General features: G+C 44.5%; 13 protein-coding genes and 1 tRNA gene. 1 reads left to right on the forward strand and 13 read right to left on the reverse strand.

Translation table 11 applies throughout. The features are described 5' to 3' along the window. Positions 1 to 32 precede the first annotated feature (32 nt). The 4 genes from B9N89_RS15405 to B9N89_RS15420 form a co-directional block, all read right to left on the reverse strand. Positions 33 to 2675 (reverse strand): Hpt domain-containing protein, encoded by a 2643-nt coding sequence (locus B9N89_RS15405; protein WP_132320155.1) that lies wholly within the window; start codon positions 2673 to 2675, stop codon positions 33 to 35. A gap of 99 nt (positions 2676 to 2774) precedes the next feature. Then, positions 2775 to 3530 (reverse strand): type 2 periplasmic-binding domain-containing protein, encoded by a 756-nt coding sequence (locus B9N89_RS15410; protein ID WP_132320153.1) that lies wholly within the window; start codon positions 3528 to 3530, stop codon positions 2775 to 2777. Positions 3531 to 3621: 91 nt separating this feature from the next. Next, entirely contained in the window at positions 3622 to 3855 is a 234-nt protein-coding gene (locus B9N89_RS15415; RefSeq protein ID WP_132320151.1) for a YwbE family protein, read from the reverse strand. A gap of 162 nt (positions 3856 to 4017) precedes the next feature. After that, positions 4018 to 6390: a TonB-dependent receptor plug domain-containing protein gene (locus B9N89_RS15420; RefSeq protein WP_132320149.1), complete on the reverse strand. Its 2373-nt coding sequence runs from the start codon at positions 6388 to 6390 to the stop codon at positions 4018 to 4020. Between the two features lie 310 nt (positions 6391 to 6700). On the opposite strand from B9N89_RS15420, the gene B9N89_RS31905 reads away from it, so the two are divergent. Further along, on the forward strand, positions 6701 to 6847 hold the full coding sequence (locus tag B9N89_RS31905) for a hypothetical protein (RefSeq protein WP_234996117.1): 147 nt from the start codon (positions 6701 to 6703) through the stop codon (positions 6845 to 6847). A 53-nt stretch (positions 6848 to 6900) separates the two neighbouring features. On the opposite strand, the gene B9N89_RS15425 is transcribed toward B9N89_RS31905, so the two are convergent. The 9 genes from B9N89_RS15425 to B9N89_RS15465 form a co-directional block, all read right to left on the reverse strand. Then, positions 6901 to 7212, reverse strand: coding sequence for a DUF6172 family protein (locus B9N89_RS15425; protein WP_132320145.1), 312 nt, complete (start codon positions 7210 to 7212; stop codon positions 6901 to 6903). Between the two features lie 138 nt (positions 7213 to 7350). Then, positions 7351 to 7426: transfer RNA gene (locus B9N89_RS15430), tRNA-Ala, on the reverse strand. A 50-nt stretch (positions 7427 to 7476) separates the two neighbouring features. Beyond that, entirely contained in the window at positions 7477 to 7893 is a 417-nt protein-coding gene (locus B9N89_RS15435; protein WP_132320143.1) for a hypothetical protein, read from the reverse strand. Positions 7894 to 8143: 250 nt separating this feature from the next. Next, positions 8144 to 8893: a GGDEF domain-containing protein gene (locus B9N89_RS15440; RefSeq protein ID WP_159455401.1), complete on the reverse strand. Its 750-nt coding sequence runs from the start codon at positions 8891 to 8893 to the stop codon at positions 8144 to 8146. 126 nt (positions 8894 to 9019) lie between these two features. Beyond that, positions 9020 to 9535, reverse strand: coding sequence for a hypothetical protein (locus tag B9N89_RS15445; RefSeq protein ID WP_132320139.1), 516 nt, complete (start codon positions 9533 to 9535; stop codon positions 9020 to 9022). Positions 9536 to 9775: 240 nt separating this feature from the next. Further along, positions 9776 to 11062, reverse strand: coding sequence for an NAD(P)/FAD-dependent oxidoreductase (locus tag B9N89_RS15450; protein WP_132320137.1), 1287 nt, complete (start codon positions 11060 to 11062; stop codon positions 9776 to 9778). A gap of 109 nt (positions 11063 to 11171) precedes the next feature. Beyond that, on the reverse strand, positions 11172 to 11510 hold the full coding sequence (locus tag B9N89_RS15455) for an amidase (RefSeq protein ID WP_132320135.1): 339 nt from the start codon (positions 11508 to 11510) through the stop codon (positions 11172 to 11174). Then, positions 11507 to 12664 (reverse strand): serine hydrolase domain-containing protein, encoded by a 1158-nt coding sequence (locus B9N89_RS15460; protein ID WP_132320133.1) that lies wholly within the window; start codon positions 12662 to 12664, stop codon positions 11507 to 11509. Before B9N89_RS15460 ends, B9N89_RS15455 begins: the two co-directional genes overlap by 4 nt. Beyond that, the gene (locus B9N89_RS15465) at positions 12654 to 13244 is read right to left on the reverse strand and encodes a lysoplasmalogenase (RefSeq protein WP_132320131.1); all 591 of its coding nucleotides are present in this window, start codon (positions 13242 to 13244) and stop codon (positions 12654 to 12656) included. The genes B9N89_RS15460 and B9N89_RS15465 overlap by 11 nt, the downstream gene beginning before the upstream one ends. Between the last annotated feature and the right edge of the window lie 257 nt (positions 13245 to 13501).

Consider the following 13501-nt stretch of genomic DNA (forward strand, 5'->3'; position numbering starts at 1 on the left):
GACTAGGAGTAAGGCTAATTCCCAAAATCTTACTATCCGGCTTGTTTCAGAATGTAATCTCGATTCCATGAAACTCTTAGAACACTTCCGGGCTGTGAGTCCTCACGATCCGTGAAACTCAGGCGAGCATCCAGAGCATTGGCAGCCTCAGCCACAACAGCCAAACCCACTCCACGGCCACTAGTCAGCGTCGCTGCCTCCATAGATGTGGTTTGATCTGAAAGAATCAAACGAGTCAGCTCTTCACGACTCGGACTTTGAAGGCCTAGATTCTCAGCTTTCCTCTCAAGTGCTTGCCAATGAATCCCGCCACCACGATCAGAAAGCTCCAAGAAAGCCCTATCACCCTCTGTCCAAAGTCGAACCTCTATCTCTGCAAGTTTCACATCCTCCCCAATTTGACTACTGAAAATAAATCCATGATCAACCGAGTTGCTGATACCGTGGCTAAGGATTTTATTCACAGCATCCCACTCTTTATCAGAAAGGGAAAACCACTCGTAGGTGATTTTCGATTGAAGCGTATAGCCAGCTTCTTTTAGCCTTTCTTCAGCATCGACAAAAAAATTCTGCAAAATTGGAAAAATACTTTTCTGGCTTCGATTCTCTGGCTTACTCGCCCAGATCAAATGGTATGCAGCACGATACTTAGCAATTTCCTCTAGAAGCTTGCTTCCAATCTTCCTTAAGCTTTCAAGATCATGACATAAAAGGGCTTGTTCGCTATCGTGAAGATAGTCAACCAATCGCTTAAAGCGAAGACTTCTGGCCTCTCCTTTAGCTGTATGTGCTAGCCTTAATACATGTTGAAATGATTGATCGAAGCTAAAGGATTTAAGCTCATTGATTTGCTGTTTCATGTGTTCTAAAAAGTCATAGCCAACCGATTCTGCTTGGATCACTGTCAGCAACCTTTCTTTATCTTCCGTTTCCTGTTGCAACCTCAACGACTCGCTCGCATCCCGAACAGACATGATAACTTCTTCAACATGGCTATTTTCGATAATAGGTGTCCAATACAGAAAAAGCGGTTGGTCATTCAAAAGGATTTGGTCGGGCAACTGTAGTGCATTCACTTCCCAGGAAAACGTTTCTTCTCCTAAAACGCTGCGCATGACCTCGCGACAGCGGGAAGTATCATCGTTACCCAAACCTAACTTTTCAAAAAGTTGCTCCAAGGTGAATGATTCTAGCCGATCTGCAATAAGTTCACGGGAATATTTCGAGTACACAGGCTTTATTCTAGCCGCTCGATCGATCACAACGATGCCCTCATCAATGTGATCGAGAACATGCTGTAAGTCTTTCTTCTGCTGGGTTATATCTGCTGATTGGATTTTGATGAAACGATTGGCCCTTATGATGTAGAACAATGCAGCGAGGAGAAGTACGAAAGCCCCACTTACCAGGTAAAGCAAGTTTTGAATCGTCTCACCAGACCTAATTTTTTCATCTTTGAGTAACGATTCTATTTCGAGGCGTCTTAATTCGTTATTACTGGCTGCACGAGCTGTACGCTTGCGGAATTCAGGCTCAATTTTTTCTTCGTACATCTGCACAAATTGCCTTAATGCCGATAACTCCTCAGCTTCTCCCTTCAGCTTCACTAGCCTTTTATTGATGTCGGTTAAAACCTCGATGGTCGTGTTGGGATGTAGCTCAAAGCATGATTTTAAGCTGGTTTCAGGGTCCCAGTTGTGCCTTGCTAGTGCCTGATAACAGGCATGATAACCACCTTTTACTTTGCTAATGCTCAGCAGCGACTCAAGCTTCTTTAAAAGCGCCTTAGAATCTTCATATCGCCCTAACTCCGATGCAGCTAAGGCAGCGAAACTCCAGGAACCTAGTTGATACTCAGGCTTCAAAGCGGACTTCATAAAGTTTTCGTAGCCTCTTTGATAGTCATAAAGATGAAGCGTGTACGCAATTCCGATATTGAATGAAGCTAGCTTTGCTATATCATCGTATTCAGATTTTGCCTCTGGACCAGGCGCTGATTTGAGTCTTTCTTTACTTAACGTTCTAATGTTCTCTAAGATCTCGATCCCCTTACCCACATACTCATCATCGCCATGGACAATGTAGAGAGTTGCCAAGTTGAATTCGACATTTATCAACTGAAATGTGTCTTCCTTTGGAACCATTTCCTGAACTTTCAAAAACGACGCCAGAGCTTCGGCAATGTCACCTTCCAGGGATTGTAACCAACCAATCGCCATCATCAGTTCAATTGCAAGATCGTGACGATCCATAGCGACTGCATCGCGAAACGTAGCTCGATGTTGTTGGATCGCTTGCTTATTGCTAATTTTAGATTCTAAGGACTCTGTACACCAGTAACGATACTTGATGTCGAAAGGCTTCGGCCTTGCAATGGAAGTGCAGATTTCACTGCCTTTTTCCCGATTGCTCTTATAGAACTGAATCCTAAAGATCTCTCTATAGGTCATGTAGTAGCGAAGCGATCCGTCTGACGTTTTCTCTAGTTCCTGATTCAGCCATTGCAAGCTACGGTCAGCTTCCCATGTAAGGAAGTCCTCGGGAAGATAGATATTTAGTTCTTTTTCGAAGGCTTCTAGCTGGCTTTTCATGTGATCGTAGTCAGGCTCCGCAGTCGCCATCGGACTGATGACCCACATAACTAGGTAATAAAATGCTCTGGTAAACTTACCCATAAAACGTCGCTAGCTGAAGGTGGAGGCAATGAGCCTCTTAAGTATACAAGCTTTAATCTGATCATTCGTAGGAAGGCATCGCCTAGCGTTTGATGCTTGTTACGGTGTGTGGCGGTAGCGGCTGAGGACCTCTTGCAAGGCAGATTTTCCTAGCTCTTTAATCTCTTGATCGAACCCTTTCAGCTCATCTCGGTATTTGCCATGGTAGAGCAACTTGTAGTCAAAGTTGCCGAAGTCATTTTTCGAGCTGTGGATCTTAGGAGCAAGCTGAGTCGCCTCGGCAATCCACCAACCGACTCTTTCTGTAACCAGTGCGTAGTTGATCCGCTTTAAGCTAATGAGCTTGATCAGATGCTGCTCACTCTTGGCATCAATCCGCTGGACTTGCTTCCCACGAAACAGGTCCTCAACTCGTTGATGGTAGGTGTACCCGCGAACAACTCCGAGCTTTTTCCCTTTTAAAGACGCAAGAGTAAAATTATCAAGGTTCAGACCCTTATGAGCAAATATGACATCTCTCACACGGATGATAGGAGCAGTGAAAAAGTAACCATCCGGTTTTTTTACCCATTGCTCAGTAGTCAGCGCTCCCTCGATTCTTCCTGCCTTGAGTTCTCGGTGTAACCTCTTTTCAGCCATGATTATAGGCTTGAAGTTCAGACCACGAGCTTCCAAGAGTGAGTCGAACAGATCTTTGATGATTCCGCCCGTCACTGACTTGCCACTGGCAATGGAGAATGGTGGAAAACCATCATCAGAGCTTGCTACAACTACATGAAATGTCTTCTCAGATCCTTGCAATTTTGCCTGAAAAAAAGCAAAGCTAAATAAAAAAGCTAGAAACCCATGGCACATGGCGTGCGTTCCTACAAGTGAGTTGGTAACTCATTTATACTGACAAATAATGGAGCCCCATGGAAGGACATACTGCGAACCTACCAAATAACTAAGATTTGTGGACAAGTTTCACACGCCCCACCTCTCCGGTCTCTAGCTTCACCTTAATTCCGTGGGGATGCTGCGGAGAGTTCGTTAGGATTTTTGAGACCACTCCCTGCGTCAGTTCACCTGACTGCTGATGATGCTTTTGTACCACTTCAACAACGTCGCCAACTTTTATATTTTTTCGAAAAGTTCCATCTTGCACTGTGATCTCCCTAAGTTTTGGATCCGCTGACATGCTGCAAACTCTATTTAGCACGAAATAGTGTACCTGGATATTAGTACTAGTTGTTTTCACTGGATCTTAGTAGCATTGCCATTCTGAATAACATCCAATGGAATGAGGGCGGCTTCTGCTATCTAGGGCTTTTTCGGGGCTTCAAAGAGACGTCAACAGCCCCTAGTAAAAGCTAGCCCTAAGACGAATTCCAAAACTCACAGGCTCTTCTAGGAACTGAAGTCGGTCCGGATAAGTATTGCTTGAACCGGTGCTTACGTAGTAGCGCTTCTTACTCTGCAAGACATTTTCACCAAAAATCGTGACCAGATATTCAAGTTTGGGTGAGGACTGCCAAAGGTAACTCATAGCTAGGTTAAGACTGTAGTCCAGCTGATAGGCATCTTTCGCTTCAAGGTTTCTTTTCCTTTCCAAAAAATCAAGTCTTTGGCTTTCAAAAGCTTCCAATTCAGCGTCCTGCAAAACACTGGTATCAAAATTCGCATAGGCATTCTCGTACATTCCCATCTCATCGTATGAACCTTGGTAATTCCAATAGATTTGCATGTTTGCCAGAAATCGCAGACGTCTATTGAGTAGGTTTTCGATATACATAAGCTTTGTGGACTGATTCGACCAGTTATTTAAGTCATCTCCGTAGCTTTCCAAGAGAAGTGGAACATCACCTCTTGTTTGATAGTAGTAGTCTGCAAAAGAGATGTTATTGCGGTTTGTGCCGTCTTTTAAACCCTCGTTCATGTCGACACTAATTGGATCGAGAAACGAATGGCTCAAACGAAACTCCCTATGATAACTTTTGTAAGCGGCATCAAGCTCAAGACCAAGTAGCCCTAGATCTGCTAGCAGCTCCAAATTTTGACCCGTAAATCCAACCGAGTGCACTCTGTTATAAAATGCCCTAAAATTCACAGTTGTTTTTGGAATGGAGGTGTTGGTCAAGGAAATTTCGAGGCCGTCGATAGTTTCATGCTTGGATTTCTCTTCGTATTTATGATTCAGATACTGCGCCCTGAGTGGCATCATACGCGACGCCCGCTGTGCTGTTACAACGCCGTAATTAGTTTCGTTAACTTGCAGGCCCAGCGACAGGCGAGGAGAAAACATAGGATCGGATATGTCAGGTATATCCAATCGATGGGCATAGATAAGATGCCACCTTTCTGAGGGGTTAAAAATCGACTCCAAAAGGTGAGAATGGGTTATGAATTCCAGACCTGAACCGATTTCCTCTGCGGTTTCTGCGGTCGGTAACCGATCGATCCGCGGATCTGGGTTCTGTAAGTAAACAGATTTTTCAACATCACTTAGAAAATCGACACCCTCATAGATCCATATGTGATCACGACTCTTTCCCCATGGAGCTTCAACTGTAATGTGATTCATTTGATAGCCAGTAATGAGTTCAGTACGATCAAATTTCCCCTGATAGAGCAGCGACGCGGAGCTTCTATTCTGAGAAAACGCATATTGATCAATATTATTTGAGCTTGATATTCTATACTCTTCTGCTCGCACTCGATAACGTATATATTCTTGGCTATCAAAGCTAAATTCTGTTTTTAAGCTTTGATTCTCCGCGAGACTAAACTTGCGATTGAAGCTGGCAATGGCTCCCCTGATACCTACTTGCCGACGAGATACTTCTTCATTTGGATTACCATTTAGATCACTTAAAACTATTTGAGGGTTGAAATGATGAGTCTGACCAGATTGGGTGTAGCGGAACCATACATTCCACTCGTTGCCATGCCTTATATCGATCAGAGCCTTGATCTGTGGCCTGGTTAAACCATCAGCTAGGTAAGCTTGAGGGTTTTCTAGGTATCCATCGCTCAAGTCCCTATAATACTGCGGCTCCTGATACCCATCAGTTTTTCTATAGGAGAAATAGGTAAAAACATCGGAACGATTGATTGAGTCAGCTAGTGATAGACTGAGCCCTCGGCTATTAGGACCAAGCACATGAGTCAGTTCGCTTGAAACTAATTGATGCTTCGCCTTAGCCGTGCGAGTTATGATATTTATAACACCAGCTATGGCACCAGTACCGTAAGTGACTGACCCTGGCCCTCTAACAACTTCAATCCGTTCAATGTCCTGAAGGTCCCAGTTGTCTAACTCAAGAATCGCTCCTTCATATACCATGTTCGTGATATTTTTTCCGTTGACCAAGAGGAGCAACTTATAGTTTTCTGCAGCTATTAGGCCTCGAATACCGATCTTACTGCCTTCGGAATGAGTCATCAGTAACAATCCAGGCACGTGTTGCTCCAGCAGGTTAGCAAGGCTTCTTGCACTGGTAAGTTCAATATCTGCTCTGTCAATAATCGTGACAGCAGAGGCGGACTTTGCACCTATGGACTCACGTAAGCTACCCGTACTAACTTTGGTGCTAAGCAATTCCTCCGCGGATAGCTCCATGAGGTCTTGCAGATTCTCTGAGGTTGCTGCAAAAAGTGTGTGGCTGAAAGTTGCCATTACCAATAAGCAACTCAAGTAGCGATGGTTGGATTGCGACTTTAGGAGAATAAACATTGTTGATAGTCTTTAAATTTATTTATATGGAGCGAGAATGGTTTCATAATCTTGTGATATAAACATGCAGTCAACAGCTTAATCTCCAGATAAAAATCAGGAGCAAGAAAAACGAAACGGTAATGATTCAAATACGGGGTTTCACTTAAAGAATCACACGACCTCAGAGAACATTGGTCAAGAAGAGAAGATACAGCGGTAGGTGAGCACCTACTACCACGAACTTAACAAGTCGTTAGCGATTATGATCGGCTATCTGAAACTCATGATGAAGCGCGAGGCGTTTATCCCGACCTTATGAAAAAGACTGATGGTAGCTCTTGATAGAATCAATCACGTGGTGAAAAATCTTGATCATATTGCTAGGGGAGACGTGGAAGTCGTTGAAACTACCGAATGGACTTCGATGCTGGACATCCATCAAACTAGACAACCCGTTAATGACAAAGCCATCTAACCGATACTTGCCGATCAGTGGCTTCAAAAAAACGGTTTTGACAACGAACAGTTTTACTCTTCTTCGCTCTTCCCACCATCTGGCTTGCGAGTTCGTTTGCCAGGCTTCGCTAAAATCTCTAGGTAAAAGCCCTCTTCATTTTCCGAAAATATCCTACTAATAGCCTTATTGATCTCTGCAATATGAATCGCCGCGGCACGATCCTCAGATACTCCAATCTTACAATCAAAGTCCCAGTAGTCAGCACCTTCTGGGAGTGTTTTCCGGCGCTCTCGGCCTATATACTTCTTTATTTCATACTTAATCGCATCTACCTGTCGTTCGGGCTTCTTATTTGACGATGCGAAGCTGAATGTTTTCTTCATCTCTATTCCCTAGCAAATTTTTAAAAAGTTTACCGTTATGATTCTATCGGCTTCCACATAGATTAGTGTGCAATTGCCGCTGGAGCTTGAAAGGCTCGAAACAAAAAAGCCGAATAGCTCATCGCTATTCGGCTTTTTTGGTGGAGGTAAGCGGAGTCGAACCGCTGACCCTCAGAATGCAAATCTGATGCTCTACCAACTGAGCTATACCCCCTTGAGTGGGAAAGATAATGCATGAGTCCCTGGGATCACGCAAGGAAAAAATTAACTATTTCTAGGAATATGGTAGATTTTTGCTCTAGGCTCAGCCTTCTTGACTCTCCTCTTGGCAGGAACTAGCTTAACTGTCGCGCTCAAACCCAACCAGATCGACAAGCCATAGAGCCCCGCCTCCCAACCTACGACTTGGCGACGGAGTTCGACCATCAGGATCAGTAAACTGACTCCTTGAAGCGCAAACCCCAAAATCAGTCCACCATAAAGATTTTTTTGCTCTAACCAGGACCATTCATGGTGGCCAGCAATGATCAATTCCAGAAGACTAGTGTGATAGAAACCGAATGTAAACGTACCAAAAGATAGGCCAAGCAACGATAGCGCATAGGTTCCCCATGGTCCCCTAGGAATCATATACCAGATTAGGGACCACCCCATTGCCATGACCCAGATTCTAACTAACATTAGCCAGCGCATAGCTGAACCTCAGAACTAGACTATTAAAAGAGCTCGTCTCAAAACAGGCTCTCGTACAAGCTTTCAATTTGATGTCTAAAGCATAGTCTTAGGCCAGGCATTGATAAATTTAAAGTAAATTTTTTATAACCATTTGGTAGTTCATCATCGCAAGTGGTAGGAAAACCCCAGTGGATCAAGCTTTGAGTGATAGCACTGGATCTACCGCGCATCTCTGTACAAAGACTCAATTGACAAGTTAGGCACCATGCTTTTCCACATCAAAGAATGCGGGATCATCATCCAAGACTACCTGATTGCGGCCCGCATCCTTAGCTTTATAAAGAAGATGATCAGCCCGTTCCGCAATCATCTCCACGGAACCATTAGCTGTGCACTTCATTGCAGCTACACCAAAACTTGCGGTCACTTTGATATTAAATTCTTTGTAGGTGAAAGTTGTGGCCTCAATCACATGCCGCACCCGCTCCGCGACGACTCCTGCCATGACCAAGTCAGTACGGGGTAGACAAATCACAAATTCATCTCCCCCGAATCGTGCAGCAACATCTGTCTCGCGCAGGCCTTCACTGATTATGAAGCCAACTTTTTTCAGAACTGCACTACCCACCATATGATTATTATCATCATTCACATCTTTAAAATTATCGATGTCCATCATAATCACAGACAGATAGTCTTTGTAGCGAACACCAAGCTGGTAGTGGTGGTCTGCCTTGCGAAAAAAAGCTTTTTGGTTAAGGAGAATAGTTAGATTGTCCTGCTCCAAAAATCGAAATAGGACATCTTGATAAGAACCAACAATAAAACCAAAAGCTCCTAGAGAAATAGCTGTTGATAAAAACATATAGAGGTAGATACCCTGATGAGTTGCTTCATAGTTAAAAAGGCGACACATCAGAAACCAGCCCGACGGCGCCAGCGACGCGACTACGAAGCCGACCATCATAAAAAGATATTTTCGCTGTAGATTGAAAATAAATTTCATTACTTTTCCTCTACCCTGAATATCGGTGGATAAAGAAAAGGACATGATGCAATTTTTACCGATCTTTTGTTGATGGAAAGACTGTTTCGAAGGAGGGGAGTGGGCCCTTTGTGAGCCCTTGCAAAACTAAATGGGGCGATAGTTGTTGAGGAAGTCTTGGTAACGACCCCTCTCATCCTTTGCTTTCTCGAACTCAGGATGCTGGGTTACAAACTCGAATAGATTTTCTGCCTTCTCACATTCCTGAACGCCGATTGCCGTCACTGCACCGATGAACTGAGCTGCCCAAGCTGGGCCGATGCGAGCTGGGTCTTCCAAGCTCTTTTCCATGAGAACGAAAGGCCATTCTCCATATAGTTCCTTGAACGCCAAATATGACTTTTTTCGAAACTGAATAAACGGAAAATAACCATCCCGTTTAGCAATGTGTTCAATATAGTTTTCAAATTCTTTCTTGTGAGCTTGTTTTAGCTGAGTACGAATCCATGCCTCATCCTGAATCTTGTCCTTAGCGACGGCCATCTTAGCAATTCGAATGACACTTTTTCCGTTAAATTTCCACTTTATGGACATTTTCTCAATTTGTTCCCTCACTATCATCGACGCAAAGTTAAGCAGCTCAGGATCCAAATATTGTCGCACGTCATACTCCTCTCGGGGCAAGTTCAATCGATTATACGGCATGGGGTTCCGATCCCCCAGTTGGCGACGCCATGTTCGGCAATAACTAACTCTACTACCAAAAAATCGGTCAAAGAAACAAGGAAGAACCCGAGTTTCCATCGGAAAGCACCCCACCAACCTTAGAATTGCTGGTGGAATTAACCAAATCTTACCCGAAATACGTCATTTTAACCAAAAGCAAGCATGGCCTAGTTTTCATTAAATATCAGCATCCAAACGGGAGTGTGTACGCCATTCTTTATCAATTATCAAACGCGCACCTTTTTTAAAGGTTAAATATGCCCAGGCCCACTGAAACAGAACTACCATGCGGTTGCGAAAACCTATCAGATAAAGGATATGTACAAATAGCCACGCAAACCACGCAATCATACCACTCATCTCGATACCAAAAGCTTTCAGCACGGCCTTATTGCGACCAATGGTTGCCATTTGTCCCTTGTCAATGTAGTGGAACGGCCCCATTTTTTTGCCTTTAGCCATTTGATTGAGATACTTCGCAACGTACTGCCCCTGTTGGATAGCAACGGGAGCAAGCCCGGGCAGCGTATCTCCCTTCTTGGCTTTAAAGTGAGCTTGATCACCTATCACAAAAACTTCCGGGTGATCCTCCACCTGACAGTTCTGGCCGACAATCACCCGGCCACCGCGATCGAGTTCGCTGCCAAGCTTTTTATTCAAGGGTGAAGCCGCGACCCCAGCAGCCCAAAGCACCGTGGAAGTCTTAACAAATTCATCATCACCGATATAAACACCCTTGCTCTCTATCTTCGTCACCATCGCATTGGTCCAAACTTGAACACCAAGCTTTTCAAGAGCAAGAGCCGCCTTATAGGAAAGTTTCTTTGGATAAGCATTCAAAATCTGAGGTGCCCCTTCCAAGAGAATGACCCGAGTTCGTGAAGTATCTAAGTTCTTAAAGTCTCTCCTAAAGGAAAGCCGACTCAACTCAGCAATCGAGCCAGCTAGTTCCACACCGGTTGGGCCACCTCCGACGATAACAAACGTCAAAAACTGCCGCTGCTTTTCAATATCCTTTTCATTAGCTGCTTTTTCAAAGGCTAGTAACACTCGGCGACGAATTTCTGTGGCCTGACCAAGAGTTTTTAATCCTGGGGCGTGCTCTTCCCACTCGTTATTGCCAAAGTAGGAATGATTGGAGCCGCAAGCCATAATCAAATAGTCATAAGAAATCGAGCGCGTCTTCGTCACGACTTCTTTTTGGTCTGGCTTGAGATCGACAACCTCATCGAGTAGAACGTCAATATGCGGATATCGTCGCACTAGACTACGGATGGGATAGGCTATCTCTGCAGGACTTAGAGCCGCCATCGCCACTTGATAGAGCAGCGGCTGGAATAGGTGATGATTCCTTCGATCAATGATGGTGACACGATACTCCTTACCACGACCGAGAATTTTTGCAGCATTGACGCCGCCGAAGCCTCCGCCGATAATCACAACATGTTTTCGTTCTTTTGCCATGAACAACTCTCCCAGTTGATACCAAAAACCATGGGCACTTAAATGAGCCAATAGGCAGGTTTGAGACCGGCTCTAGTGTGTCACAGGAAAGATCTTGGTTCAAACGAGGCTAACCCTGACTCCCCTGCGGGCGTTCCAAGTGACAGCCGAGTCTAGCACCTCGCCAAACCGCTGTCCTTTTGATTCCTAGGGCTTGAGCCTCTACCCGCTTCAGGCTTCCTTCATTCACCACCTTAAGGTCGTCTAGAGCTACGTACTGCTTGGTGTAGCTATGACAGTAGCTTTCATCTTGTTCCAAGACAAATAAGCAGGTACAAAGTTCCTTGGCATAATAGGCGGACGCTGTTCGTTGTAGAAGCTGGATATCTGACCAATTTAGCATCAGCCAAATAAGCAGAACCATCACTAATCCAACAATCACTCCCAAGAATGTTCTGACTCGTATCATGACAGCTTGGCCTCAATTAGTAGTTTAAGCAGCCCATCTAAATTGATTCTTTGCCGGCGATCATCTCCATAACGAACAAGAACAATGTCGTGCTCAGGAAGGATCATCAAGTATTGTCCCCAATGCCCCGAAGCCCAGAACAAATTCTGTGTCACGCTCGGAAACTTGCGATCGTCGGGATCTTCGCTTAATGCAAAGTTCATATACCACTGCGCACCATACGCACTACGATGAGAAACCACCCGTGCCTGCATGGTATCAGTTGTTGCTGTATACACCCATCTTTCAGGTAGCAATCGATCGCCTTCCCAAATGCCATCGTTCAAGTAGAGGAAGCCTATTTTTGCCAGATCGCGAGCTGTCATATGCAAGTAACTGGAGGCAACAAATACCCCCGCTTTATCCATTTCAAAGACAGCCGTTGTGATCCCCAAAGGCTCAAACAATTGGCTCCATGGATAGCTTTCATAGGCTTTATCATCCGCTAGGGCATTCCTTAAGACCGCACTTAAGACATTAGTACTGCCGCTACTGTACTTGATATACTCCCCGGGTAGTGCTTCCATAGGCTGCCTGCTAGCATACTTTGCCATGTCGCTACTACCTTCCGTATAAAGCATCTTGACTACGGTTGAATACAAAGGAGCATATTCGTAGGTTTCCGTCCAACCTAAGCCACTTTCCATTCTTAATAGATGATCGATGGTAATGGTCTGTTTGCTTGGTTCTTTGAATTCATCGAGATATCTTTGAACCATATGAGTTCGGTTGAGTATGCCCTGCTTTTCAGCGATACCGATCAGTGTTGCGAATACACTTTTTGAAATCGACCACGTGTAATGCAAGCTATTCTGAGAATAAGGCTGCTGATATCGTTCGACGATGATTTTGCCATCATGTATCACAAGCAAACCATCGGTTCGATTAGGCTTTGCAAAGGCATAGTCGACAAATTGATTGAGCTTCTTAAGATCCCATTGCTCGGCAGAAGGCTCAACCACTTGCCATGCCTCTGTTGGCCAGTGGTCCCGTGGCTTGGACTCAAGTAAAACCCCACCACGGCTGATACTCACTGTCCGATAGCTTTTTTGACAAGCACCTTGCAAACTCAAAAGGGTGAGAAGCCCCAAGCAAATTACATTTCTAACTTTCATGAGCGACAATTCCTTTGACGATACACCATTGACCAAGAATATATGTTAGCATGATCACAAATCCTTGCAGAGGATAGGGACTCACAAACTTGCCATAAGCTAAACTCGAATCGGATAGAACGAATAACAAGGAGCCCAGTAGGGCCCAAGCGAAGCTTCGCTGATGAGCTTTTTGAAAGCGCCATGATGCAGCTATGGCCATCATTGTGATCAGGATGATATACCCCAGGACAGGAATCCGAAAGTCACCCGTCTTTTCCCATAAAAAATTGCCATACAGAATAGAGAACATAAGAATACTTAGACTGAGAGCTGTGCTTAAAACAATACCCCCCAGGGATTGTTGCCCCTTCCCTCGGCCCCAAGATAGGAATATGGCGGTATAAAGGATGTGAGTGCAAGCGAAGCTGAGTAAGCCCAGTATGAAGAAGACTTGGGTATTATCAAAAAGAAGAAAAATATCTCCCAACCATGAAAATAGCAGGGCTATGGTCATTGCATATGCCAAACGCCCCTGGGGGGCTAACGCATACCAGGTGTAATGAGCCAATGTGATAAGCAGGAAAGGTTTGGTCATCATGGCCAATTCCTTGTATCCTAATAGGTTGCCTATCAAATTGAGAGCCGTTGCGGCCCAGAAAACTCGTATTGAACTGCTTAGGATATGGGCCACAGGTCCTCCAACTCGTAAATTTATGCACTCGTCTGAAAAAACATCAAACCTTTGCCAGCCGTTTCAGCTGGACTACGAAGCCTCTACGGAAGGCTTTTACAAAACTAAAAATAGTCTCAATATTACATGATTTATTGACCGCTTATTATGGCTTCTCTGGTAGT

The sequence above is a fragment of the Pseudobacteriovorax antillogorgiicola genome, from assembly GCF_900177345.1.
Lineage (GTDB): Bacteria > Bdellovibrionota_B > Oligoflexia > Oligoflexales > Oligoflexaceae > Pseudobacteriovorax > Pseudobacteriovorax antillogorgiicola.

Excerpts from the sequence above, each read along its gene's own strand:
- B9N89_RS15415 (WP_132320151.1), bottom strand. The coding sequence starts at position 3,855 with ATGTCAGCGGATCCAAAACTTAGGGAGATCACAGTGCAAGATGGAACT.
- B9N89_RS15425 (WP_132320145.1), bottom strand. The coding sequence starts at position 7,212 with ATGAAGAAAACATTCAGCTTCGCATCGTCAAATAAGAAGCCCGAACGA.
- B9N89_RS15410 (WP_132320153.1), bottom strand. The coding sequence starts at position 3,530 with ATGTGCCATGGGTTTCTAGCTTTTTTATTTAGCTTTGCTTTTTTTCAG.
- B9N89_RS15465 (WP_132320131.1), bottom strand. The coding sequence starts at position 13,244 with ATGATGACCAAACCTTTCCTGCTTATCACATTGGCTCATTACACCTGG.
- B9N89_RS15450 (WP_132320137.1), bottom strand. The coding sequence starts at position 11,062 with ATGGCAAAAGAACGAAAACATGTTGTGATTATCGGCGGAGGCTTCGGC.
- B9N89_RS15455 (WP_132320135.1), bottom strand. The coding sequence starts at position 11,510 with ATGATACGAGTCAGAACATTCTTGGGAGTGATTGTTGGATTAGTGATG.
- B9N89_RS15405 (WP_132320155.1), bottom strand. The coding sequence starts at position 2,675 with ATGGGTAAGTTTACCAGAGCATTTTATTACCTAGTTATGTGGGTCATC.
- B9N89_RS31905 (WP_234996117.1), top strand. The coding sequence starts at position 6,701 with ATGGTAGCTCTTGATAGAATCAATCACGTGGTGAAAAATCTTGATCAT.
- B9N89_RS15440 (WP_159455401.1), bottom strand. The coding sequence starts at position 8,893 with ATGAAATTTATTTTCAATCTACAGCGAAAATATCTTTTTATGATGGTC.
- B9N89_RS15420 (WP_132320149.1), bottom strand. The coding sequence starts at position 6,390 with ATGTTTATTCTCCTAAAGTCGCAATCCAACCATCGCTACTTGAGTTGC.
- B9N89_RS15460 (WP_132320133.1), bottom strand. The coding sequence starts at position 12,664 with ATGAAAGTTAGAAATGTAATTTGCTTGGGGCTTCTCACCCTTTTGAGT.
- B9N89_RS15435 (WP_132320143.1), bottom strand. The coding sequence starts at position 7,893 with ATGTTAGTTAGAATCTGGGTCATGGCAATGGGGTGGTCCCTAATCTGG.